This window comes from Achromobacter animicus, from assembly GCF_902859585.1.
Classification (GTDB): Bacteria; Pseudomonadota; Gammaproteobacteria; order Burkholderiales; family Burkholderiaceae_B; genus Achromobacter; species Achromobacter animicus.
On the sequence record NZ_CADIJM010000015.1, the window covers coordinates 38477 to 60829 of the forward strand.

General features: G+C 66.4%; 24 protein-coding genes and 1 tRNA gene. 12 read left to right on the forward strand and 13 right to left on the reverse strand.

From position 1 onward, the window contains the following. Positions 1-122 precede the first annotated feature (122 nt). Both HV681_RS23795 and HV681_RS23800 read left to right on the forward strand, forming a co-directional pair. On the forward strand, positions 123-1046 hold the full coding sequence (locus tag HV681_RS23795; protein ID WP_175125372.1) for a DMT family transporter: 924 nt from the start codon (positions 123-125) through the stop codon (positions 1044-1046). Next, entirely contained in the window at positions 1043-1687 is a 645-nt protein-coding gene (locus tag HV681_RS23800) for a LysE family translocator (RefSeq protein ID WP_175125374.1), read from the forward strand. Before HV681_RS23795 ends, HV681_RS23800 begins: the two co-directional genes overlap by 4 nt. Before the next feature lie 8 nt (positions 1688-1695). Here HV681_RS23800 and HV681_RS23805 read toward each other — a convergent pair whose 3' ends face one another. Then, positions 1696-2388: an LrgB family protein gene (locus HV681_RS23805; RefSeq protein ID WP_175125376.1), complete on the reverse strand. Its 693-nt coding sequence runs from the start codon at positions 2386-2388 to the stop codon at positions 1696-1698. Beyond that, positions 2378-2782 carry a CidA/LrgA family protein gene (locus HV681_RS23810; RefSeq protein WP_175125378.1) on the reverse strand — a complete coding sequence of 135 codons (405 nt, stop codon included), beginning with the start codon at positions 2780-2782 and terminating at the stop codon, positions 2378-2380. Before HV681_RS23810 ends, HV681_RS23805 begins: the two co-directional genes overlap by 11 nt. A gap of 97 nt (positions 2783-2879) precedes the next feature. Between HV681_RS23810 and HV681_RS23815 the strand changes: the two genes are divergently transcribed. Beyond that, the gene (locus HV681_RS23815; RefSeq protein ID WP_175125380.1) at positions 2880-3767 is read left to right on the forward strand and encodes a LysR family transcriptional regulator; all 888 of its coding nucleotides are present in this window, start codon (positions 2880-2882) and stop codon (positions 3765-3767) included. A 105-nt stretch (positions 3768-3872) separates the two neighbouring features. Then, complete coding sequence (locus HV681_RS23820) at positions 3873-4760, forward strand: alpha/beta hydrolase (protein WP_175125382.1); 888 nt, start codon at positions 3873-3875, stop codon at positions 4758-4760. Between the two features lie 7 nt (positions 4761-4767). On the opposite strand, the gene HV681_RS23825 is transcribed toward HV681_RS23820, so the two are convergent. Continuing rightward, positions 4768-5229 carry a multidrug/biocide efflux PACE transporter gene (locus HV681_RS23825; RefSeq protein ID WP_175125384.1) on the reverse strand — a complete coding sequence of 154 codons (462 nt, stop codon included), beginning with the start codon at positions 5227-5229 and terminating at the stop codon, positions 4768-4770. Between the two features lie 110 nt (positions 5230-5339). On the opposite strand from HV681_RS23825, the gene HV681_RS23830 reads away from it, so the two are divergent. Continuing rightward, entirely contained in the window at positions 5340-6203 is an 864-nt protein-coding gene (locus HV681_RS23830) for a LysR family transcriptional regulator (RefSeq protein WP_175125386.1), read from the forward strand. Here the strand turns inward: HV681_RS23830 and HV681_RS23835 are convergent. Then, positions 6190-7056, reverse strand: coding sequence for a ChbG/HpnK family deacetylase (locus HV681_RS23835; RefSeq protein ID WP_175125388.1), 867 nt, complete (start codon positions 7054-7056; stop codon positions 6190-6192). The two genes, HV681_RS23830 and HV681_RS23835, sit on opposite strands and share 14 nt — an antisense overlap. 36 nt (positions 7057-7092) lie before the next feature. On the opposite strand from HV681_RS23835, the gene HV681_RS23840 reads away from it, so the two are divergent. Further along, positions 7093-7488: a GtrA family protein gene (locus HV681_RS23840; RefSeq protein ID WP_175125389.1), complete on the forward strand. Its 396-nt coding sequence runs from the start codon at positions 7093-7095 to the stop codon at positions 7486-7488. Here the strand turns inward: HV681_RS23840 and HV681_RS23845 are convergent. Continuing rightward, positions 7448-9031 carry an ArnT family glycosyltransferase gene (locus HV681_RS23845; RefSeq protein ID WP_175125504.1) on the reverse strand — a complete coding sequence of 528 codons (1584 nt, stop codon included), beginning with the start codon at positions 9029-9031 and terminating at the stop codon, positions 7448-7450. The genes HV681_RS23840 and HV681_RS23845 overlap by 41 nt on opposite strands. 2 nt (positions 9032-9033) lie before the next feature. Further along, on the reverse strand, positions 9034-10080 hold the full coding sequence (locus HV681_RS23850; RefSeq protein ID WP_175125391.1) for a glycosyltransferase family 2 protein: 1047 nt from the start codon (positions 10078-10080) through the stop codon (positions 9034-9036). 150 nt (positions 10081-10230) lie between these two features. Here HV681_RS23850 and HV681_RS23855 point away from each other — a divergent pair, with 150 nt between their 5' ends. From HV681_RS23855 to HV681_RS23875, 5 genes are all read left to right on the forward strand, one after another. After that, complete coding sequence (locus HV681_RS23855) at positions 10231-10758, forward strand: GNAT family N-acetyltransferase (RefSeq protein WP_175125506.1); 528 nt, start codon at positions 10231-10233, stop codon at positions 10756-10758. Positions 10759-10914: 156 nt separating this feature from the next. Beyond that, positions 10915-12123: a sodium/glutamate symporter gene (gene gltS, locus HV681_RS23860; protein ID WP_175125393.1), complete on the forward strand. Its 1209-nt coding sequence runs from the start codon at positions 10915-10917 to the stop codon at positions 12121-12123. 2 nt (positions 12124-12125) lie between these two features. Further along, entirely contained in the window at positions 12126-13622 is a 1497-nt protein-coding gene (locus tag HV681_RS23865; protein WP_175125395.1) for a TAXI family TRAP transporter solute-binding subunit, read from the forward strand. Between the two features lie 42 nt (positions 13623-13664). Next, complete coding sequence (locus HV681_RS23870; RefSeq protein WP_175125398.1) at positions 13665-13931, forward strand: hypothetical protein; 267 nt, start codon at positions 13665-13667, stop codon at positions 13929-13931. Between the two features lie 5 nt (positions 13932-13936). Then, on the forward strand, positions 13937-14404 hold the full coding sequence (locus HV681_RS23875; RefSeq protein WP_175125400.1) for a YaiI/YqxD family protein: 468 nt from the start codon (positions 13937-13939) through the stop codon (positions 14402-14404). Positions 14405-14440: 36 nt separating this feature from the next. Here HV681_RS23875 and HV681_RS23880 read toward each other — a convergent pair whose 3' ends face one another. The 7 genes from HV681_RS23880 to HV681_RS23910 form a co-directional block, all read right to left on the reverse strand. Continuing rightward, positions 14441-14608 (reverse strand): hypothetical protein, encoded by a 168-nt coding sequence (locus tag HV681_RS23880; RefSeq protein WP_175125403.1) that lies wholly within the window; start codon positions 14606-14608, stop codon positions 14441-14443. A gap of 294 nt (positions 14609-14902) precedes the next feature. Continuing rightward, positions 14903-14977, reverse strand: a tRNA-Val gene (locus tag HV681_RS23885). Positions 14978-15038: 61 nt separating this feature from the next. Further along, positions 15039-15764 (reverse strand): DNA polymerase III subunit epsilon, encoded by a 726-nt coding sequence (gene dnaQ, locus HV681_RS23890; RefSeq protein ID WP_175125405.1) that lies wholly within the window; start codon positions 15762-15764, stop codon positions 15039-15041. Between the two features lie 44 nt (positions 15765-15808). Further along, on the reverse strand, positions 15809-18907 hold the full coding sequence (locus HV681_RS23895; RefSeq protein ID WP_175125407.1) for an efflux RND transporter permease subunit: 3099 nt from the start codon (positions 18905-18907) through the stop codon (positions 15809-15811). A 30-nt stretch (positions 18908-18937) separates the two neighbouring features. After that, positions 18938-20020, reverse strand: coding sequence for an efflux RND transporter periplasmic adaptor subunit (locus tag HV681_RS23900; protein ID WP_175125409.1), 1083 nt, complete (start codon positions 20018-20020; stop codon positions 18938-18940). Positions 20021-20219: 199 nt separating this feature from the next. Continuing rightward, positions 20220-20681, reverse strand: a complete 462-nt coding sequence (gene rnhA, locus HV681_RS23905) for a ribonuclease HI (protein WP_175125411.1) — start codon at positions 20679-20681, stop codon at positions 20220-20222. 50 nt (positions 20682-20731) lie between these two features. Next, positions 20732-21511 carry a class I SAM-dependent methyltransferase gene (locus HV681_RS23910; protein ID WP_175125413.1) on the reverse strand — a complete coding sequence of 260 codons (780 nt, stop codon included), beginning with the start codon at positions 21509-21511 and terminating at the stop codon, positions 20732-20734. Positions 21512-21530: 19 nt separating this feature from the next. Between HV681_RS23910 and gloB the strand changes: the two genes are divergently transcribed. After that, positions 21531-22352, forward strand: a complete 822-nt coding sequence (gloB, locus tag HV681_RS23915) for a hydroxyacylglutathione hydrolase (RefSeq protein WP_175125415.1) — start codon at positions 21531-21533, stop codon at positions 22350-22352. Position 22353 lies beyond the last annotated feature (1 nt).

A 22353-nucleotide genomic window follows, 5' to 3' on the forward strand; every position in this document is an offset into this window, starting at 1 on the left:
AGTGATTAAAGTGACTGCGAAGGTGTACCGGTACTGTACTGACGGCTGTGCGTAGAGTGACAGCAATGCCGCAAACCTGCAACCGCAGGCGCTGCGGCCATGTCACTTTTTACGGTGCCGTCATGTCCCGTCCCGCGCTTTATGCCACGCCTTCGGCCGCCCCCGCCGCCTCGACTTCCCTCTGGGAGGGATACGGCTATGGTTTCCTGGGCGTGCTGGTGTTTTCGCTGACCCTGCCAATGACCCGCGTCGCGGTGGCCGAGTTGTCGCCCTTGCTGGTCGGATTGGGCCGTGCGCTCATCGCCGCCCTGCCCGCCATCGCCCTGCTGTGGCTCACGCGAAGCCGCCGGCCCAACCGGCAGGAATGGCCGGGCGTGATTCTGGCGGCGCTGGGCATCGTCGTGGGTTGGCCGCTGGCCTCGTCGATGGCGATGCAGACGGTGCCTTCGTCGCAGGGCGCTGTCTTCAACGGCCTGCTGCCGCTATCCACCGCCGCCTTTGCCGCCCTGCGCAGCGGCGAGCGTCCATCCGCCGCCTTCTGGGGCTGGGCCGTCGCCGGCGCCGCGCTGGTCACCGCCTATGCGCTGCGCCAGGGCGAAGGCACGCTGACGGCCGGCTACCTGTGGTTGCTGGTGGCGGTGGTGCTGGGCGGAATGGGGTACGCGGAGGGTGCGCGGGCCTCGCGCACGCTGGGCGGTTGGCGCACAATATGTTGGGCGCTGACCATCAGCGCACCGGTGGTTGCCCTGCCCGTCGGCTGGATGGCGGCGCAGCAGCCCCACTGGCCCAGTTCCGATGTGGTTGCCGCCTTCGCCTACCTGGCTTTCGGCTCAATGTTCCTGGGATTTTTCGCCTGGTATCGCGGCTTGGCCGCCGGCGGAATTGCCCGGGTCGGACAAGTGCAATTGCTGCAACCCTTCCTTACCGTCGTGGCCGCTGCTTTGCTGTTTGGCGAAACCGTGGAGGCGACGACGTTCGTGTTTGCCGCCGCCGTGATCGCCGTTATTGCCGGCGGACGCCGCGCCATCGTAAGGACCCCGACATGAACCTGTTTCCCGCCAATTGGGCCGAAGTCCCGCTGGCCTCGCTTTCCCTCCTGGGTCCGCTGGCGCTGTTTGCACTGGTCAGCTCGATCACGCCCGGCCCCAACAACGTAATGCTGGCGTCGTCGGGCCTGAACTTCGGATTCCGGCGCAGCGTTCCGCACCTGCTGGGCGTGAATCTGGGCTTTACGCTGATGATTTTTCTGGTCGGTGTGGGCCTGGGCTCGGTGTTCCAGCAGACGCCTGTCCTCTACACCATCCTGAAGTATGCCGGCGCGGCCTATCTGCTTTACCTCGCCTGGAAGATCGCCACCTCGGGTCCGCTGGACGAGGGCGAGGCGCGCGGCAAACCGTTCACGTTCCTGCAGGCCGCCGCCTTCCAGTGGGTCAATCCCAAGGCGTGGGTGATGGCGGTGGGCGTGGTGGCCACCTATACGCCGCAAAACGGATTCTTTGCCAATCTGGTGATCGCGACGCTGGTCTGCGGCATCGTCAACCTGCCCAGCATCGGCATCTGGGTGACGTTCGGTACAGCCCTGCGCCGCGTCCTGCACCGGCCCGCCGCGATCCGCGCCTTCAATGTGGGCATGGCTCTGCTGCTTGTCGCCTCGCTGTATCCGGTCGCGCTGGAACTGCTGCACTGAACAGCGGCTCAGGCCAGCAATCCCACCACGACGGCCGGCGTGACCAGCACGTTGAACAGGCCCGCCATCACCATCACCAGGCCCGCGACCGCGCCTTCTTCGGCGGCAAGCTCTCGGGCCTTGGCCGTGCCGGCGCCATGTGCGCCCATGCCGAACAGCGCGCCGCGCGCCAGCGCCGAGCGCAGCGGCAGCCAGCGGCACATGAGCTGGCCGATGGCCGCGCCGAAGACGCCCGTGACGATGACGAAGACCGCCGTCAGGTCAGGCACCCCGCCCACGTGGGAAGACACCGCGATCGCGAACGGCGTGGCGACCGAGCGCGGCAGCAGGCTGAGCCGCAGGTCCGGCGGCAAGTCCAGCAGGCTGCCCAGCAACCATGCGCTGACACCCGCGATGCCGCTGCCCACGGCCACGCCCGCGGCCAATACCGGCCAGTACCGCCGGATCAGCGCCCGCTGCTCGTAAAGCGGCAGCGCGAACGCCACGATGACCGGGCCCAGCATGGCCATCAGCCAGTGCGAGCCGGACATGTAGTCGCGATAGCCGGTATGCAGCAGGATGGCCAGCGTCAGCAGAAGCGCGGGCGCGACGACCAGGGTGGATGTCCACCAATAGGCAAAGCGGCGGTAGAACAGGCGCGCGCAGACATACGCGGCGACGGTGGCCGCCGGCCAGAACAGCAGGTTGAATTCAGGCCGCACGGCGGTTCATCCAGCGATAGCAAAGATCGATCGTCAGCGCCGTGCCGGCCATGACAAGCGCCGTGCCGAGCAGGATCACGGCGAGCAGCTTCACGCCGAGCAGGCCGAGAAATTCGCGGTGGTCCAGCAACGACATCACCGCCGGCACGAAGAACAGCAGCATTTCCCCCAGCAGCCAGCTCGCCCCGCGCTGCACGTTGCGCACGCGCAATCGCCGCGTCGCCAGCAGGACCAGCACCAGCGCCATTCCGATGACGCCGCCTGGCACCGGCAGCCCCGAGGCCTGCGCCATCGCCTGGCCCAGCACGGAGAAAAGGACGATCAATGCAATCTGCAGCAAACGGCTGCGGCGCAGCGCGCTGCGGATAAGGGTGGAATGGCGAAAGCGGGGCATGAGACGAAGATCCAGCGGCGAGCCCTTGTTTTACGCTTCGTAGGCGCATAGATAAAATGAATTCGATGAATCCCATTTATTCCAAACTGGCATAGCGATGGAACTGCGAACGTTGCGGGCGTTGGTGGAGGTCGTCAGGCAAGGCGGTTTCTCCCAGGCGGCCAAAGTGATCCACGCGACCCAACCCACGATCAGCAAGGCCGTTCGACAGCTGGAGGACGAGCTGGGCATGCTCTTGCTGGACCGGCAGGCGCAGCCGCTGCGGCTGACGGCCGCGGGCGAGATCGTGTATCGGCGCGCCCTGAACATGCTGGCCGAACGCGACGACCTGAACGCCGAGCTGGATGACCTGAAGGGCCTGAAACGGGGTGTGCTGCGCCTGGGCCTGCCGCCGCTGGGCAGCAGTTCGCTGTTTGCGCCGATGTTCGCGCGCTTTCGCAGCCGCTATCCGCGCATCGAGATCAGCCTGGTCGAACACGGCAGCCGCCGGCTTGAAGAAATGGTGATGGCCGGCGAAATCGAACTGGCGGGATCGCTCAAGCCCGTGCCGGACCACTTTGAATGGCAGCCCGTCGCGCGCGAACCGCTGGTGGCGCTGATGCCCGCCGATCACCCACAGGCCCGCGCCGAGTCGGTGGGGCTGCACGATCTGCGCGACTCGCCCTTCGTGCTGTTCGAAACAGGGTTTGCCCTGAACCGCATCATCCACGACGCGTGCCAACGGGCGGGGTTCGTCCCGACCATCGCCGCGCGCAGCGGTCAGATCGATTTCATCGTGGCGCTGGTGGCGGCGGGGCTGGGCGTGGCGTTTCTGCCGCGCATGAAGGCCAACGAGGAACTGCATGCGAGCGTGGCTCGCGTGCCTTTGCGTGATTCGGGGACGGACTGGGAGATGGTCCTGGTGTGGCGCCGTGGCGGTTATCTGTCGTATGCCGCGCAGGCATGGCTGGCGTTGACGCGCGAGGTCCACCCGGGCGCCGCCTGATGGCGGGCCGCGCCCGGACCGGTAAACATCGGGGCAAACTTCCGGCGCCCGCGCCGGAGTATGCTGATGCCGGAACCCGGCCCGACTTGCCGGGTCAGATCATTCATGCCCGCCCTGCCCCGACTCTCCGCCCGCCGCCTGTTTGCCGCCGCCGTGCTTGCCGCCGCCGGCGTGGTCGGCTGCTCCCAGCTGGATTCCTGGCAGCGCCAGACCATTTTTTCGCCACAGTCCGAGCCGCAATCCTGGTGGCGGGACCCTGCCGCGGGAACGCAGGTCTACGACCTGACGCTCGACAACGGCGACAAGATCCGCGCCTGGTATCTGGCCAGCCCCAAAAAAAGCGCCCCCACGGTGCTGTATCTGCACGGCGCGCGCTGGAACCTGAATGGCAGCGCGTTCCGCATCGACGGCTGGAGCCGCATGGGGTATTCCATACTGGCGATCGATTACCGCGGCTTCGGTGCGTCCACGCCGCGTCTGCCCTCTGAAGACAGCGCGCTAGAGGACGCCATGGCGGGCCTGAAGGAACTGGCGCGCCTGCAGCCCGATCCGGCGCGCCGCTTTGTGTACGGCCATAGCCTGGGCGGCGCAATCGCCATCGATCTGGCCTCACGTCCCGAGCAACCGGACTTCGCGGGCCTGATCGTGGAATCCAGCTTCACCAGCATCGGCGCCATGCTGGCCACGCTGCGCTGGGGCAACGTGCCCGGCGCCAGCCTGCTCGTCACGCAGCCGTTCGCATCCGTGGACAAGCTGGCCCAGCTGCACACGCCCATGCTGTTCATGCACGGCACGGCCGACCGCGTGGTGCCTCACACCATGAGCGACGAACTCTTTGCCGCTGCCCGCAACGTGGCGCCGGAATTGAAGCGGCTGGTGAAAATAGAAGGCGCCTCGCATTCGGGCGCCTTCCGCAGCGGCACGCAGTACGAGACCGCTGTCAGAACCTTCATGCAGGACGCGAGCCAGGCATACGAGCGCAAGAAGGGTTGAAGAGACGTCAGACGCCGGCGGCAGCGGCGCCGCTGCGGCGGGACAGCCACGCGATCACGCGGGGACGGCTGCGGTCGTACGCCAGGTTGTAGAAGAACGCGTAGGGCAGATAGAACAGCACCAGCGCGATGTCCAGCACGAAGGCTTCCCACAGGCTGATGCTGAGCCACCAGGCCGCCAGCGGAATCACGATCAGGATCAAGCCGAACTCGAAGCCGAACGCGTGCAGTACGCGGATGCGGAACGTACGGGTCCAGCCGAAGCGGTTTTCGACACGGTCGAAGCCAGCGTTGTAGATCATGTTCCAGACCAGCGCGATCCAGGCGATGACCGCGGTCAGCACGCCCATTTCGAACAGCGACTTGCCCATGGCCCACGCGGCCACGGGCGCACACAGGCCGATGGCGATAATTTCGAACAAGAAGGCGTGGATGAAACGTTCTTTTAGGGTTTTCTTGGCTTGGGTCATGACCCACCTGCGGTCGAATGCTGAAGAGAGACCGCATTGTCCGCGACATTTCCGGTACGAAAAAGATAATATCCATCGGAAAAACCGATACAACTACCGCCGGGCCACTTATGCGCCACTCCCTCGAATCCCTCGCCGCCTTCGCCCAGGTCGCCTCTGAAGGCTCGTTCTCGGCTGCGGCCCGCAAGCTGGGCAAGAGCCAGTCCACCATCAGCGAGACCATCGCCAATCTCGAGGTGGACCTGAACGTCGCGCTGTTCGACCGCAGTCAGCGCCAGCCTTCCCTGACCGCCGCCGGCAAGGTGCTGCTGGGGCAGGCCTTGCAGGTGCTGGCCGCCAACGATCGCCTGAACCGCAGCGCCAGCCAGTTATCCGAAGGCCTGGAACCCCGGCTCACGGTCGTGCTGTCCGACACGTTCCAGTCGCGCACGTTCGAGGCCATGCTGAGCCAGATCGACGCGCGCTATCCGGCGCTGCGCTTCGAATGCCTGATCGCGGAATACGAGGATGTGGTGGCACTGGTGCAGCAGGGCCGCGCGCACGTCGGGCTGATGGCGGCGCAGGAAAGCTATCCGCCGGACGTCGCGCACGCGTGCCTGGCGGAACGCTCCGAAATCGTCCTGTGCGTGGGGCGCTCGCATCCGCTGGCTACTTTGCCGTCGGTCACGGCCGATCACCTGAAGACCGAACGCGAGCTGCGACTGAGCACCTACGAACTGGACGACAAGGAGGCCACGCCGGCCCATTCGACGTGGTCGGCGCCGGGCTATCTGATGCTGTTGGAAATGGCCAGCCTGGGCTTCGGCTGGACCGAGCTGCCGCGCTGGATGATCCAGCGCTTCGGCCGCGACCAGCTCGTGGAATTGAAGGTGCCGGGTTGGCCGCGCCACATCCATGTCGACGCAGTCTGGTCCACGCGCCGCGCGCTGGGACCAGCGGGCGCCTGGCTGCTGGAAAGCCTTACGCAGGGATAGCGCGCGCCGCCACGGGCAACACGGGATCCGCGTGCGTCAACGCCAGGCGCGTGATGCTGACGCCATTGGCGCGCAGCCATTCACCCAGCTTCGGATCGGCCAGCACGTCGAATTCGGCGCGCCGCTGGCGAGCCATGGCGCTGCCCCGCTCGCTGCCCAGTGCCGGATGGCACATGACGAGATCGCCTTCGCGCGCGTTGAACAGCCAGGTCTGCAAGAAGTGCGCGTAGCGGCGCCTGCCGCCGTCGAACGCATAGACGCCCAGCAGCCGTCTGTTGGTTCGCAAGCCGCATGAACGGGCCTCGCGCGCCAGCGCCGACGCCCCCAACGCGCCGATCACGCGCGCCTTCACCGACTCCTTCAGCGGCATCCCGCACTGCATGCCGGGCGCGGTCTGGCGCAGCCAGGGCGTCTGCACGCCCGCCTGCGTGCCATAACGTCGCGCCATTAATGCCAGCAAGCGCTGGCGGATGCCGGGCAGCTGATGCACATGCTGGTGTCCATCCACATAGTCCGGCGCCCGGCCGAACGCCGCCTCGAACGCATCGAACTGCCGGACAAGCTGCGCCTCGACCCACGCCGCGTCGAGCAGGCCCGCGTAGGCCTTGAGGATCAGCGCGCCCAACGCGGGCATCGGTTCGGCGCCCGCGCGCAGCGTTTCCGACAGATTCAGGTGCAGGCCGATGTCCACATCCAACGCGGCGAGCCGCGGCGCGTTGGCCGCGAAGGTGGGTCCCAGCGTCAGGCAACTGACCGCACTGACGCGCCCCATGCCGGCCAGCGCAATCATGCCCTCGTCGACATCCGCATTCATGCCAAAATCATCACCGCACACCACGACGCGTTTGCTCATCGCCGCCTCTCCGTCTTTCTGTCCGCCACATCCCACATGCGCGCCCTCATCCGGCAAATCAGCCTTTTCATCGCCGTCGGTTGCGCCGCTGCGGCAACGCATTGGGCCATTGCCGTGGGCTGCGTCGAAGCGTTCGGCGCCCCCCCGTTGGCGGCCAACCTGATCGGCTGGATGGTCGCCTTCGTGGTGTCCTTCAGCGGCCATTACCGGCTCACGTTCCGACATTCGCCCATACCCTGGACCGTAGCGGCCCGTCGTTTCCTTTTCATTTCAGCGATTGGTTTTTTGATCAATGAAACGGCCTACGCCTGGCTGTTGCACGCCACCGACGTGCCGTACGACACGCTGCTGGCGCTGATTCTGATCGGCCTGGCGTTCGCGACATTCATCGCTAGCCGGCTGTGGGCGTTCCGGCACAAAGCCGGTTCTTAAGCGCCGCGTCCGCCTGCAGTAACCACATCGCATGCCGGGCGCTGGCGACGGCAGGCTTCACGCCTTGCAGCGGCGCGTAGACCGCGCCGTCGCCATGATTGCCCCACACCCAGAACCGCGACCCCTCGGGCGCCGCGCACAAGCGGGCATTGAACTGGGCCGCGCTGACCAACACCTGCGCCCCGGTGACCGGATCGAACTTGGCGGCGTCGTACAGTTCCTTGCGCCAGTTGTCGCGCACCGGCACTTCCGGATTGAGCCAGTCGTCCACGACCCACGTGGGCCGCGGCGCACGCGCGTACAGCGCCAGATCGAAGGGGTAGGCGTGCAGCGAGACAAAGGTGTCGTCCGGCCGCGCCTCCTGCCGCACCAGCGTGGCCAGCGGCGCAGCGCTGCCTCGGGCATTGAACGCCGCAACACCCACCGCGATGACGCAGATTCCCGCCGCGACGGTGGCGCTGATGCGCACCAGCCGCGGCGTCATCACGCCGGTCTGGCCGCGCCATGCCGACAGGATGACCTCGGCCAGCAGAAAGGCCAGCGGCGCCAATGCCGGCAGCACATAGCCGACCAGCTTGGAATGCGGCAATGAAAAGAACACCACCACCACAGCGAACCACACCGCCGCCAGGCGCCGCAGGCTGCGCGCGGGACCGGGTGCCCAGTAGGCCCGGCGCAGGATGCCGCCGCCCCACAATGACCACGGCAGGCTCAGGCCAGCCAGCACCGGCAAATAGAACCAGAACGGCTGGGCGTTGTTGAAGCCGCTGGCGGCGAAGCGCTGGAAATGCTGATAGACGAAGAAATAGTCGTAGAAGCCGGGATACCGCACCTGCATCAGCACGAACCACGGCGCGGCGACGGCCACGAACATCAGCAGCGCCGGCGGCCAGAACAGCGCCGCCAGCCCGCGCCACCGCCGTTCCCAGACCAGCCAGAGCAGCAGGATGGCGCCCGGCAGCACCAACCCGATCAGCCCTTTGGCCAGCACGGCCAGCGCGGCCAACGCCGCGGCAGCGACGGCCATCCCGCGCGCCCCTTCCCCGCGTTCGGCGCGCAGCGCGGTTTCAGCGGCGGCCAGGACGCACAGCGTGATGAGGCCCGCAACCAGCATGTCCAGGTTGGCGAACTGCGCGCCCCCATAGAAGAACGGCATGGTGCAAAGCGCCAGCACGGTCAGCGTGGCGGCAAACGCATCGCGATGACGCCGCACGAAAACGTACAACCCGGCGGCGGCGCCCCAGGCGGCCAGCCAAGACGGCACGCGCGCCGCCCACGGATGCACGCCGAACACCGAGAACGACAGCTCGGTCAGCCAGTAGTACAGCGGCGGCTTGTGGAAGTACGGCATGCCGTCCAGCAGCGGCACGGCGTGCGAGCCGCTGCGCAGCATGTCCCAGGCCACGCCGGCATAGCGCCCTTCATCGGGCAAGGTCAGCGGCCGCATCCACGCCAGCCAGGCCAGCCAGATGCCGACGGCCAGCAAAAACCGTCCTGCCGGCGGGGTCCATTCGGAGCGCGCCGGTGTGCTGTAGTCCGCCATCATCAGCCCTGCGCCTTGCCAGCGGGTCGGCCGCGGCTGCGCCGCACGACGAACAGCGGACGACCCTTCACCTCGTCGAAGATGCGGGCCACGTATTCGCCCACCACGCCCAGCGAGATCAGATTGACGCCCGCAAAGAACAGCACCGCGGTGACGATGGTCGTCCACCCGGAGACAGCGTTGCCGGACATCAGGTAATCGCCCACGAGAAAGGCCGCATAGGCCAGCGCCAGCACGGCAAACGCCACGCCCACCAGGCTGACCATGCGCAGCGGCCACGTCGTGAATGCCGTCAGGCCGTCAAGCGCCAGGCGAAAAAGGCGCAGCCCGCTATAGGTGCTGGTCCCGTGCATGCGCTCGTCCGGCGTGTAGGGCACGGCCTCTCCCTTGAAGCCGACCCAGGCATACAGGCCCTTCATGAAGCGGGTGCGCTCGGGCAGCGCGATCAGCGCATCGACCACGCTGCGGTCCATCAGCCGGAAGTCGCCGGCGTGCGCTGGCACCTGCACGCCGCGTGCGTTGCTGAGCAACTGATAGAACCAGCGCGCGCCCGAGCGCTTGAGCCAGGATTCGTCGGCGCGGTCGCGCCGCACGGCGTACACCATCTCGGCCCCCGCGGCCCATCGCGCCAACATCAGCTCGATCAACGCGGGCGGATGCTGCAGGTCGGCGTCCAGGCAGATGACCACGTTGCCGCTGGCGGCTTCCAGACCTGCGCTCAGCGCCGCCTCCTTGCCGAAATTGCGGGACAACTGCACGTGGCGAAAGCCTTCGTGCTCGGTCCATTCGGCCATCAGCGCGTCCGTGCCGTCAGTGCTGCCATCATCGGCCACGATGATCTCCCAACCGGTGCAAAGCGCGGAGAGCCGGTTGCGCAGCAGCGGCAGCAGCACGCGCAGGTTCTCGCATTCGTTCAGGCACGGAATCACGCACGTGACGCGGATGTCATACGGCACGTCGGCGGCCTGCGGCGGCCACACGGACCTGAGCGGCAGGGATTTTGCCAACACCTGCGGCGCTGGCGGGTCGGACCGGAACTGGATGTGCATGGGGTTCTGCAATGACGGAATACGGGACACGATGCGGTGCAGTATGCGCAGGGGCTCGTCGAATTTTCATGAAATGCCGGCCGGGGCCCGGCCGCTAAAATGGCGGGCATCTCCAGTCTTCGGGTTGTCATGCAATACCAAGTCCGTCCCATGCGGGCCAGCGATGTGGACGCCATCCTGCAGGCCCAGGCCCTTGCCTATCCTCAGTTCCTGCTGGAAGGCGCCGGCTTCTTCCTGAACCGTCTCGCGCTTGCGCCGCAATATTGCTGGGTTGCCCAGCCCGGCACGCCAATGTCTTCGGGCGCGTTGCTGGGCTACCTGATTTCCTACCCGTGGGATGCGGGCCTGCCGCCCGCCCTGGACGTGCCGCTACCCGCGCTGCCGGCGCGGGCCGATCACTGGTTTCTGCATGACTGCGCGGTCGTGCCGGCGGCGCAAGGCACGGGCGTGGGTCAGGCGCTGGTGGGCGCCGCCGCCGCAAGCGCCATGGACAACGGCCTGACGCGCGCCAGCCTGGTGTCCCTGGCATCGGCGGCCGGCTATTGGTTGCGTCATGGCTACGCGCCGCTCGCGCCGCAGACGCCGGGTCTGGCCGAAAAACTGGCGGGCTACGGCGAGGGCGCCAGTTACATGTCGCGCGCCTTTCCCTTCCCGGCCGCACGCCCGTTGCGCGCCTGACGGCGTCCCCCACCCCGTGTACAGGTGCACTGGCCTGGACGTAAGATAGCTTCGCAGTCCGCGAACGATGCGGCGGAAGATGGCCTGAACAGCGGGCTTGAACATCGGGTTTGAACAGCTAGTCTTGCTGCGCCCCGGCGGGGCGCGAAGGTTCATATGATCTCCCTTTCGCCCGTCCAATCCCTCCTCGCCTGCTGCCTCGTGCTCGTCATCGGACGGGTCATGACCACGCGCATCGGCGTCCTGGCGCGCTACAGCATTCCGGACCCCATCGTAGGCGGGCTGCTGTTCGCCGTATTGGCCTATCTGCTGTCCACCTGGGGCGGCGTCGCCGTCTCGCTGGAGACCAGCATCAAGCCCACGCTGCTGCTGCTGTTCTTCGGCTGCATCGGGCTTACCGCCAACCTCAAGCTGCTGGCGCGCGGCGGGCCCCGTCTCATCGCCTTTCTCCTCGCGTTGATTCCGTTTCTGGTCCTGCAGAACGCAGTGGGGCTGGGCATGGCATGGCTGCTGGACATGCATCCGCTCATGGGCCTGCTGGGCGGCACGATCACGCTGGTGGGCGGTCACGGCACCGGCGCGGCCTACGCGACGCGCTTTGCCGACTTCAACAACATCCAGGACGTCATGCCGCTGGCCATGACGGCGGCGACGCTGGGACTGGTGCTGGGCGGCGTGGTGGGTGGCCCCGTGGCGGAATGGATCATGCGCCGCCACAAAGTGTCGGGCAGCCTGGACCACACCGCGGCCGAAGGCCACCAGGCCGCCGACCTGAATGAAGCGCATCAGCCGCCCACCCCCGGTACGTTCATCCTGTCCATGACCGCCGCGTTCGTCTGCCTGGTCGTCGGCGGCATGCTGGCAGCGCTGGTGGAAGATGCCCCGGTCAGCCTGCCCAACTTCCTGTGGTGCCTTGCGACCGGGGTACTCATCCGCAACGCAGGGCCGCTGGTGGGCATCCGGCTCGACGATCGCGCCACCGACATCATCGGCACGATCTCGCTATCGCTGTTTCTGGGCATGACGATGATGACGCTGGACCTGTCCAGCGTCGCGCGCCTGGCCGGTCCGCTGGCGCTGATGCTGGCGGTGCAGACGCTGGTCTGCGCGCTGTATGCCGCCTGGGTGGTGTTCCGGCTGCTCAAGCGCGACTACGAGGCCGCCATCATGTCTGCGGCGTTCTGCGGCTTCGCGTTGGGCGCCACCGCCACCGCCATCGCCAACATGCAGGCGCTCACGCGCCGCCACGGTCCGGCGCCGGAAGCGTTCATTGTCGTTCCGGTCACGGGCGCCTTCCTGGTGGACATCCTGAACGTGATCGTCCTGAGCTCGCTGATCTCCTTGCCGTTCGTGGGAGGGATGTAGCCATGTTCAAAAGACTCATGATTGTCCTGCTGTGCGCGATGCTGGCTGCGTGCGGCCGCGCTCCCGATGCCGACACCCTGCGCGCAGACGTCACGCGCAGCCTGGACGCGACCTATGGGCAGGACCTGTTCCGCATCGCGGATCTCAAGCGCATGGGGTCGGCAACGGACAGCACCGCCCCGGCGGGCGAAACCCGGCGCGTCGTGTACTACGACATCGACCTGGAACTGACCCGCGACATTTCGCTGGGCGCATGGGATCAGCCCGGCGCGGCGTCGCTGGTGACGTTGCTGGGCGCCGGTCCCCGCAGCATCAGCGGCGTGAAGTCCGGCGGCAACAAGGCCGGCGATCGCATCATTGCCCACGCCAGCGCCATCTACCGCGAAGCGGACGGCGCGTGGAAGCTGGTGACGCCCGCAGGCTTCAAGGCGGCCGAGGCGCCGTCACTGGACACCGGGGCGCCGCCGCCCGTCACGCGCCAGCTGCTGGACACGCTCGACCAGATCACCCACTCGGTAACCTACAGCGCGTCCAGTACGGCCCAGCATGTGGTCCAGCAGGAGCTGGAACGCTCGGTCGCGCGCATCAATGGCCGGCTTTCCCGGCTCCAGCAGGGTTACCCGCTGGCCGGCGGTCCGGACCGCGGCGAGTACCTGGCCTTTTCCCGCGCCCTGAGCGACGTGGCGCGCGCGCGCCAGATCCGGGTGTCGCCGCTCATCACCGGCGGCGGCGCCGACAACATCGCATTGCTGCGCAGCGGCGACGCCGTCGTCGGCCTGGCGCAGGCCGATACCGCGCAGATGGCCTACGAGGGCACGGGTCCCTTCGCGGGTCAGGGGCCGTTTCCCGGCCTGCGCGCGCTGGGCAGCCTGTATCCGGAGATGGTCCACATCGTCGTGCGCGACGATCCCGCTCTGCGTGGCGTGCGAGATCTGAAGGGCAAGACGATCGCATTGGGTCCCGAAGGGTCAGCCGTGCGCGCTACCCTGCAAACTGTGCTGGCCGCGCATGGCCTGCAGGCCGGGCGCGATTACCAAGTGTCCGACACCCCGTTTGTTGCCGCCCTGCCGCTGCTGCAATCCGGGGCGGTCGACGCCGCAGCCCAGGTGATCGGCGTGCCGGCAACGCCGCTGCGCGACGCGCTGATTCCCGCGCAGCTCAAGCTGCTGCCGCTCGACGCCGATGCCATCAAGACCCTCACGGCCGGCGACAGCGTGCTGATGCCGCTGGACATCGCGGCGGGCACGTATCCCAATCAGCAGGAACGCATCCCGACCGTGGGCGTGGCAGCCCTGATGCTGACCACCACCGACCTCACGCGCGACGAAGCGCTGGTCGTGGTGCGCGCGGTGTACCAGGCCGGCCAGGACCTGCTGGCGGCCGGTTCGACGCAGGGCTCGCAGGTATCGGCGGCCACCGCCCGGCTCGGCCTGAGCGTGCCGCTGCATGACGGCGCCGAGGAGGGAATCGCCCAACTGGAGCACGCCAAACCGCGCTGAGGCGCGTTGCGTCTATGATGGCGCTCCCTATCAGGAATTCCGATGAACAAATTCGATCTTCAAAAGAACCAGGCCCTCAAGCTGGCCGGCCAACTCAAGCAATCGGCAACGCCCGACCGCTTTGGCGCCTCGTCCCAAGTGCCTGACCGCCGCGAGCAGCGCAAGCTGGATCAGGCCGCCGGTCTGGTGCCCTTCCCGCTGAAGCTGTCGCAAACGCAGGCCGACAAGCTGCGCGCCGCCGCCGCCGAACGCGGCGTATCGACCAACGACCTCGTGGCCGAGGCGCTTGAGAAAGCGCTGGGCAAGTAAGCGCAATGCACATCTGGGTCGACGCGGACGCCTGCCCCGCCGTCATCAAGGACATCCTGTTCCGCGCCGCGCAGCGCTGGCAGGTGCCCCTGACGCTGGTGGCCAATCAGGCGCTCTACACGCCGCCGTCGCCGCTGATCCGGGCCGTGCAGGTGCCGCGCGGCTTTGACGTGGCCGACGCGCATATCGTGGAGCGGGCGGAAAAAGGCGACCTGGTCATCACCGGCGACATTCCGCTGGCTGCGCAGGTGCTGGAAAAAGGCGCGATGGCGCTCAATCCCCGCGGCGAACGCTATTCGCCGGAAACCATCCGCGAACGGCTGGCGATGCGGGACATGATGGAGGAACTGCGCGCCAGCGGCGTGGACACGGCCGGCCCGTCGTCGTTCAGCCAGTCCGACCGCAAGGCATTCGCGAACCAGCTCGACACGCTGCTCGCGCGGGTGGCCCGCCAGCAGGCGCAGAAAAGCTGAAAACCGCCGGCAGGGCCCGCGGTCAGTTATCAGCGGTCAGTAGAAGGTGATGTATGCCTTGTAGATGATCGCGCCGATCGCGGTGACAAGGCCCAGGCCCATCAGGGTCATGCCGAGATTGCGGTCACGAAACCCGAAGCCGATCAACATGAGCGCCACGCCGGTGCAGATGATGATGAGCATGGTGTTGGTATGCGGACCCATGGCCTTCTCCTGTTTTGCTCGGCAGTCATTCGCCGTTTTATCGATGATAGACAGGCGTGGAACAGGCTTGGCGCAACCGGCAGCAGCCAGATTGCGGCAGATCAGAAGAAGATTAATGAATCGATAACAAAAAAGCCAACCGATGAAGGTTGGCTTTTTACTTGAGCATTACTGCCCGAAATACTGACTGCCCGAAGAACAAAACCGATATCGCTAATTACTGCTGCATTACTGCTACGACATGGGCGTTGTCTTTTGGGGCTCTTCGAAGGCTGTTAAGCCCAAGAAGGTCTTTGGTGGGTAGTACTGGGTTCGAACCAGTGACCCCTGCCGTGTGAAGGCAGTGCTCTACCACTGAGCTAACCACCCCGAAAGAGGCGAAATAATAGCACGAATTTTTAAACGTGTGCAAGTCGCCTCGGGAAAACTTTCAAGCGGACGCCGCCACAGGCGCATCGAGCTTGCGCCAGATGCTCTCGCCGCCCACGCTCTTGTCCAGCGCAGCCACGTAAGCCTCGTGCTCGGCCAGCTCTTCGGCGTTGGCGTACAGCACCGGCAGCCCCGATGCGTCGAACTTGGCCAGCACCAGGCCATCGCTGCCGGTGCCCGCGTTGTCGTCCACGTCGATCAACAGCGCGTCCTGGCCGCGCGTCATCGCCAGCCAGACTTCGGCCAGAAGCTGCGAGTCGAGCAATGCGCCGTGCAGCGTACGGTGCGCGTTCGAGATGCCGAAGCGGTCGCACAGCGCGTCCAGCGAGTTGCGCTTGCCGGGGAACAGCGACCGGGCATGCAGCAGCGAGTCGGTGACGGTCTCGCAGAACTCGGTGATGGGACCGCGCCCGGTCTTGGCAAGCTCGGCGTTGAAGAACTTCACGTCGAACGCGGCGTTGTGCGCGATCAGCTCGGCGCCCTGGATGAACTTGACGAATTCGTCCGCGACCTCGGAAAAGCGCGGCTTGTCCGACAGGAACTCGGTGGTCAGCCCGTGCACCGCGAGTGCCTCGGGGTCGCTGTCGCGGTCCGGATTCAGATAGATGTGCAGGTTGTTGCCCGTGGCCATCCGGTTGACGAGCTCCACGCAGCCGATTTCGACGATGCGATGACCCTGTGCAGGGTCCAGTCCGGTGGTTTCAGTGTCAAAGATGATCTGGCGCATAACGATTCCGACGCGTCGATTTCGACGCGTCTATTCCGAAGGGTTTATTCCGATGCTTGAGGCTGCGAGGCCGGCGGCGTATGCGGTTGATGCGCTTCGCTGCCGGACTCGCCTGGCTTCTTGCGTGCGGTGGCAATCAGCGTGTAGGCCACCGGCACGACCAACAAGGTCAGTAGTGTACCCAGCAACAGCCCGCCGACCAGAACCCAGCCGATCTGCTGCCGCGATTCCGCCCCCGCGCCCGTGGACAGCGCCAGGGGGACGGTACCCAGGACCATGGCGCCCGTCGTCATCAGAATGGGCCGCAGGCGCAGCACGCTGGCTTCGACCACGGCCTCGAACAGTTCCCTGCCCTCGTCGCGCAACTGGTTCGTGAATTCCACGATCAGGATGCCGTGCTTGGTGATCAGGCCGACCAGCGTGATTAGCCCGATCTGGCTGTAGATGGACAGCGTGCCGCCCGTCAGCCACAGCGCCAGCAATGCGCCGGTCATGGACAGCGGTACCGACAGCATGATGATGAACGGATTGCGCCAGCTTTCGAACTGCGCGGCCAGCACCAGATAAATGAACGCCAGCGCCATCGCGAACACCAGATAGATGCTGCCCGACGAATCGCGGAACTCGCGCGACTGGCCGTCCAGGTCCGTGATGATCGTGTTGGGCAGGACCTCGCGCGCCACCTGATGCATGTGTTCCAGCACTTCGCCCAGCGCGTAGCCCGGCGCGACAGCCGCATCGATCTTCACGGCGCGCAGGCGGTTGAAGTGGTTGAGCGACTGAGGCGACACGCCTTCGTGCACGCCCAGCAGGTTGTCCAGCTGGACCATGCTGCCGTCGCGCGCGCGCACATAGATGCCTGAAATGTCGGTGGGATTGGCGCGGTCGCGCGGCGTGACCTGCACGATCACGTCGTACTGCTCGCCTTCGTCCTTGTAGCGGGTGACCTGGCGGCCGCCCAGCATCGACTCCAGCGTGCGGCCCACGACGTCCACGTTGGCGCCCACGTCGGCCATCTTGTCGCGGTCCACGCGCACGCGCAGCTCCGGCGTGTTCAGGCGCAGGTCGGTGTCCAGGTTCAGCAGGCCGGGATACTTGCGCAGCTCGGTCAGGAAAATCTGGGTCAGCCGCGACAGCTCTTCGTACGAGGCCTGGCTCATGATGATGAACTCCACCGGCTTGGATCGGGCCGACTGGCCCAGCGACGGCGGATTGGTCGGGAAGGCGCGCACGCCCGGCAGCGATGCGAACTGCGGCTGCAGTTGCTGCGTGATGGTCTGCTGCTTGCGCTCGCGTTCTTCCCAGGGCTTCAAGCGCAGGATCGCCGTGCCGTCCGTGACCGTGGGAAAGCCCACCGTGACCTGGCTGCCGCTGGCTTCCGGAATGTCGGCATAGAACTTCTCGATGCCCAGCATGCTGTCCAGCGTGTAGTTCAGGGTCGCGCCCTCGGGCGCGTTCACGATGCCGAACACCACGCCGCGGTCCTCGACCGGCGCCAGCTCGCTCTTGACCACCTTGAACAGCACGCCGCTGCCCGCGGCCACGGCCAGGCCGATCACCACGACGATCCAACGATGCCGCAGCGACGCGCCCAGCATGCGGCGATAGCCGTTGCTCATGCCGTTCAGCCAGCCTTCGATCAGGTTGTACCAGCGGCTATGGCTGGTCTCGTGCCGCAACAGCACGGAACACATCATGGGCGTGAGCGTCAGCGCCACGAAGCCCGACACCAGCACCGCGCCGGCCAGCGCCAGCGCAAATTCAATGAACAGCCGGCCGGTGCGCCCCGTGGCGAACGCCAGCGGCGCATATACGGTGACCAGCGTCATGGTCATGGCGACCACCGCAAAGCCGATTTCCTTGGAGCCGCGCAGCGCCGCTTCCTTGCGTGGCATCCCGTCCTCGATGTGGCGGTAGATGTTCTCCAGGACCACGATCGCGTCGTCCACCACCAGGCCGATCGCCAGCACCATGGCCAGCAGGGTCAGCGTGTTGATGGAAAAGCCGAACAGGTACATCAGCGCACACGCGCCCACCAGCGACACCGGGATGGTGACGATGGGAATGATGCTGGCGCGCAGGTTGCGCAGGAAGAAGAAGATCACCAGCACCACCAGCACGATGGCCTCGATGATGGTGTGGAACACGGAATCGATCGACCGCTCGATGAACACGGACGAGTCGTACGCGATGTTCAGCTTCATGCCGGCCGGCAGGGTCTCGTTCAGCCGGGCGACTTCCTGGCGCGCCGCCTTGGACAGTTCCAACGGGTTGGCCGTGGACTGCCGCGTGACGCCGATGTTGATGGCGGGCTTGCCATTGAAGCGGGACAGGATGCGGTCATTGGCTGCCGCGATCTCGACCTTGGCCACGTCGCGCATCCGCACCGGATAGCCCTTCACGTTGGCGACGATCACGTCTTCAAATTGGGCCGGCGTCTGCAGGTCGGTCGCGGACACCACCGAGAATTCCCGCGCGCGCGATTCAATGCGCCCCGCCGGAATTTCCACGTTCTGGCTGCGCAGCGCGGCCTCGACGTCCTGCACGGTCAGGCCGTACGCGGCCAGCTTGTCGCGGTCGACGTAGATGCGCATGGACGGCAGCCGCTCGCCAAAGACGCGCACTTCCGCCGCCCCCGGCAGCACCGACAGACGGGTCTTGATATAGCGGTTGATGTAGTCGGACGTCTGGATGGCCGAGAACGATCCGGATTCCACCGCGATGTAGATGATGGGCTGGGAATCCGCCTCGACCTTGCCGATGATGGGCTCGTCGATCTCGTCCGGCAGAAAGCGCCGCGCGCGCGAGACCTTGTCGCGGACTTCGGCCGCCGCGGCGTCCGGGTCGCGCGTCAGGTTGAACTTGATGTTGATCTGGCTGCGCTCGGACCGGCTGCGCGAGGTCATCACGTTGACGCCTTCGATGCCGGCCAGCTGGTCTTCCAGCGGCTTGGTCACCTGCGATTCGATCACCTCGGGCGATGCGCCCTTATACGTGGTGTCGACCGACACGATGGGCTCGTCGATCTTGGGGTATTCGCGCACCGTCAGGCGCGAATACGAGATCAGGCCGATCAGCACGATGATCAGCGACAGGACCGACGCGAACACCGGGCGCTTGATACAGGTTTCCGAGATACGCATGGTGCTATCGCTGAAAGGGTAAGGGGCCGGCTACTGGCCGTTGCCCACGATGGTCACGGGCGCGCCATCGGTCACGCGCTGCAGGCCCGAGACCACCAGCTGGTCGTTCAGGGCGACGCCGGTCAGGATCTCGACACGGCCCTCGCGGCGCTCGCCGATGGTCACTTCGCGCCGATGCGCCACGCCGTTCTCGACCCGGTAAACGTACTGCGTTTCGCCCGACGGCGATAGCGCGGCCTCGGGCGCGACCAGCGCCTTGTCCTCGTTGAACAGCAGTTGCACCCGCGCGAACATGCCGGGGCGCAGCACACCGTCCTGGTTGGCCACGGTGGCGCGCAGCAGGATCGACCGGCCGCCCGCGTCGACCAGCGGGCTGACCGCGTAGACGAGTCCCCGGCGCTCCTGGCCGGGCAAGGCGTCCAGGCGCAGCGTCAGTTGCTGGCCGACCCGCACCTTGCTCAAGTACATCTCGGGCACGCGGAAATCCACTTTGAGCGGATCGATCGCCTCGAGCGGCGCCAGGTCCTGGCCCTGGTTCACGTAGTCGCCGACCGACACGCTGCGCAGGCCGACGATGCCCGCGAACGGCGCGGTAATCGTCATCTTGTCGAGCCGCGCCTGGGCCAGCGCCACGGCGGCCTCCTGCACCTTCAGGGTGCTGGCCGACTCGTCGCGCGCCTGCTGGCTGACGAAGCCCTTGCCCTGCAGCTCGACGGCGCGGCGGTAATGGCTTTGCGCCAGCGTCAGGTTCGCGCGTGCCTGTGCCAATTCGGCGCGCGGCACCGAGTCGTCCAGGCGGATGAGCAGCTGGCCCTGCTTGACGGGCTGGCCTTCCTTGAAATCAATGGCCTGGATGCGGCCGGCAACTTCGGGGCGCAGGACGACGGATTCATCGGAACGCAGACTGCCCACAGCCGACAGGCCACGCGCAAAGGGAATTTCCTGGACGGCGGCCACGGCCACGCGAGCGGGCGCGGCGGGCGCGGTTTGGGATTTGGTGGCGACCGGGGCGGGAGCGGCGGACGGCGCCAGCCAGCGCGGCACAAACACGCCGAGCGCGGCCCCCGCGGCCAACCCTGCCGCGACGGCGGCCAGCAGTACAGCTTTTTTCATGCGCGAAAGTGGCGGTGTTGCGGCGCGGACCGGGCATGCCCCACTCGGACGTCGCCGCAGGAACTGGAGGAAGGGTTGGCACTTTAGCACCCGAATTTACATACTGGAACAATCCTGAAGCGCGATGAAAGAACTAAATCTGCCCTAGTGGGCCGATTTGAGGGTATATCCGGATGCCGGCAGGGGCGACGGATACCGTTCAGGCGCGGCGCGCGACCTCGACACCCATGTTGGCAAGCTGGTCCGCGCGCTCGTTGCCGGGGTCGCCCGCGTGACCGCGAACCCAGCGCCACGACACCGTGTGCCGCTGCACCTGCTCATCCAGCGCCTGCCAGAGCTCGGCATTCTTGACCGGCTTTTTCTCGGCGGTAATCCAGCCGCGCCGTTTCCAGTTGGCCAGCCACTCGGTCATGCCCTTCATGACGTATTGCGAGTCGGTGTGGATGGTGACGACGCACGGACGCTTGAGGGCGCGCAGGCCTTCGATGACCGCCAGCAGTTCCATCCGGTTGTTGGTGGTCTGGAGTTCGCCGCCATGCAGCGTCTTTTCGTGCGCGCCGGCGCGCATCAGCACGCCCCAGCCGCCGGGACCCGGATTGCCCTTGCAGGCGCCGTCGGTCCACATTTCCACTTTCTGATCGTTCGCTTTGTTGTCCTGCATGGTGCTGCGTGCGTGTCCTTATTCTTGCAATGTGAGGCCGGCCCGGCCGTTCAGGAGGGGTCGAAGCCGTCGTCCGCCTGGCGGTTGACCACCACCGACGCCGCGCGTGCGCGCTTGGGTTTGGTCTTCCAGGCAGGCCCGATGATACGCATGCCGGTCACGCGCTTGACTGCCGAGACCATGTACACCGCGCCGCCAAGGCTCCACCAGCGGGCGCCGGCGGACTCCAGGAAGCTCCAGCGCTGCAGCCATTTTTCGCTGCGGCAGGCCGGCGCGTAGCAGCCGAACTGGCTTTCATCGACCTCCAGCGACAGCAGCTTGAACCAGTCCTTGAGCCGCACCAGCGACACCTGGGACGACGGCGGCTGCGGCAGCCAGGGCTCCATGCCGGGCATGCGGGTGCGCGCGCCCCACATGCTCCAGGGATTGAACCCCGAAATGACGACCCGCCCCTCGGGCACCAGCACGCGCTCGACCTCGCGCAGCACGTTGTGGGGATCGGGCGTGAGTTCGAAGGTGTGCGGCAGGATCAGGAGGTCGACGCTTTGCGATTCGAACGGCAGGGCCTCGGGCTCTGCGACGACCACGCGCGACTGCCAGCCGGGCATGTTTTCCGGCGCAGGGGTCTCGGTGCCCACATAGCCCTTGAACGGCATCCGGTTCGCCCGCAAAAGGTTCAGGTCGGCAAGGCCGACCTGCCAGGCGTAATATCCGAAGACATCCGCGACGGCCGCGTCGAACTGGGCCCGCTCCCAGGCCAGCACGTACTGGCCCGGCGGCGTCTGGAACCATTCGGCCAGTTCTACAATCGGCGGAGTTTCTTCTGCCACGTTTTTTCCTTCGAATCCCATGCAAGCCTTGACCGCCCCCGCAGGCGGCCGCGAACGCAACGCCGCGGTCTTGCCTTTGCCAGCCTTTTCCGACAACTACATCTGGGCAATCGTCCAGGACGGCCTGGCGGCTGTCGTGGACCCCGGCGAAGCCGGCCCCGTGTTGCAGTTCCTGGATCAGCATGGCTTGAAGCTGCGCGCCATTCTACTCACGCACCACCATGGCGACCATGTGGGCGGCGTGCTCGAATTGTCCCGCATCGAGGGCATCACCGTATATGGTCCGGCGCGCGAAAAGCTGCCGCGCTGCGACGTCCGTCTGGCCGAAGGCGACCGCGTGACGCTGCCGGAACTGGACTTGGACCTGACCGTGCTGGACGTCCCGGGCCACACCGCCGGGCACATCGCCTATGCCGGCCGCGCGGCCGGCGTCGAGCACGCGCTGTTCTGTGGCGACACGCTTTTCGCGGGGGGCTGTGGCCGGCTTTTCGAAGGCACCCCAGCGCAAATGTTTGATTCCTTGGAAAAATTTTCCGCTTTACCGCCGGATACAAAAGTTTTTTGCGCACACGAGTACACTCTAGCGAACCTTCGCTGGGCATCGGCCGTCGAACCGGCCAACCGCGACCTGCAAACGTGGCACCTGCGGGCCCAGCAATTACGCGCGGATGGTCACCCCACGCTTCCTTCGACCATCGGCCAGGAACGCGCGACCAATCCGTTCTTGCGCACGCAGCAGCCCGACGTCGTCCAGGCCGCCGCAAGCTGGGCCGGACGCCACCAGCAAACGCCGGTAGAGGTTTTTGCCTCCCTTCGTGAATGGAAGAACGATTTCAAGTGAC

Bases quoted from the DNA above. Each gene is read 5' to 3' on its own strand.
- HV681_RS23820 (WP_175125382.1), top strand. From the start codon at position 3,873: ATGCCCGCCCTGCCCCGACTCTCCGCCCGCCGCCTGTTTGCCGCCGCC.
- HV681_RS23835 (WP_175125388.1), bottom strand. From the start codon at position 7,056: ATGAGCAAACGCGTCGTGGTGTGCGGTGATGATTTTGGCATGAATGCG.
- HV681_RS23815 (WP_175125380.1), top strand. From the start codon at position 2,880: ATGGAACTGCGAACGTTGCGGGCGTTGGTGGAGGTCGTCAGGCAAGGC.
- HV681_RS23895 (WP_175125407.1), bottom strand. From the start codon at position 18,907: ATGCGTATCTCGGAAACCTGTATCAAGCGCCCGGTGTTCGCGTCGGTC.
- HV681_RS23900 (WP_175125409.1), bottom strand. From the start codon at position 20,020: ATGAAAAAAGCTGTACTGCTGGCCGCCGTCGCGGCAGGGTTGGCCGCG.
- dnaQ (WP_175125405.1), bottom strand. From the start codon at position 15,764: ATGCGCCAGATCATCTTTGACACTGAAACCACCGGACTGGACCCTGCA.
- HV681_RS23875 (WP_175125400.1), top strand. From the start codon at position 13,937: ATGCACATCTGGGTCGACGCGGACGCCTGCCCCGCCGTCATCAAGGAC.
- HV681_RS23840 (WP_175125389.1), top strand. From the start codon at position 7,093: ATGCGCGCCCTCATCCGGCAAATCAGCCTTTTCATCGCCGTCGGTTGC.
- HV681_RS23795 (WP_175125372.1), top strand. From the start codon at position 123: ATGTCCCGTCCCGCGCTTTATGCCACGCCTTCGGCCGCCCCCGCCGCC.
- HV681_RS23880 (WP_175125403.1), bottom strand. From the start codon at position 14,608: ATGGGTCCGCATACCAACACCATGCTCATCATCATCTGCACCGGCGTG.
- gltS (WP_175125393.1), top strand. From the start codon at position 10,915: ATGATCTCCCTTTCGCCCGTCCAATCCCTCCTCGCCTGCTGCCTCGTG.
- HV681_RS23855 (WP_175125506.1), top strand. From the start codon at position 10,231: ATGCGGGCCAGCGATGTGGACGCCATCCTGCAGGCCCAGGCCCTTGCC.
- HV681_RS23870 (WP_175125398.1), top strand. From the start codon at position 13,665: ATGAACAAATTCGATCTTCAAAAGAACCAGGCCCTCAAGCTGGCCGGC.
- gloB (WP_175125415.1), top strand. From the start codon at position 21,531: ATGCAAGCCTTGACCGCCCCCGCAGGCGGCCGCGAACGCAACGCCGCG.
- HV681_RS23825 (WP_175125384.1), bottom strand. From the start codon at position 5,229: ATGACCCAAGCCAAGAAAACCCTAAAAGAACGTTTCATCCACGCCTTC.
- HV681_RS23865 (WP_175125395.1), top strand. From the start codon at position 12,126: ATGTTCAAAAGACTCATGATTGTCCTGCTGTGCGCGATGCTGGCTGCG.
- HV681_RS23850 (WP_175125391.1), bottom strand. From the start codon at position 10,080: ATGCACATCCAGTTCCGGTCCGACCCGCCAGCGCCGCAGGTGTTGGCA.
- HV681_RS23845 (WP_175125504.1), bottom strand. From the start codon at position 9,031: ATGGCGGACTACAGCACACCGGCGCGCTCCGAATGGACCCCGCCGGCA.
- rnhA (WP_175125411.1), bottom strand. From the start codon at position 20,681: ATGCAGGACAACAAAGCGAACGATCAGAAAGTGGAAATGTGGACCGAC.
- HV681_RS23830 (WP_175125386.1), top strand. From the start codon at position 5,340: ATGCGCCACTCCCTCGAATCCCTCGCCGCCTTCGCCCAGGTCGCCTCT.
- HV681_RS23800 (WP_175125374.1), top strand. From the start codon at position 1,043: ATGAACCTGTTTCCCGCCAATTGGGCCGAAGTCCCGCTGGCCTCGCTT.
- HV681_RS23810 (WP_175125378.1), bottom strand. From the start codon at position 2,782: ATGCCCCGCTTTCGCCATTCCACCCTTATCCGCAGCGCGCTGCGCCGC.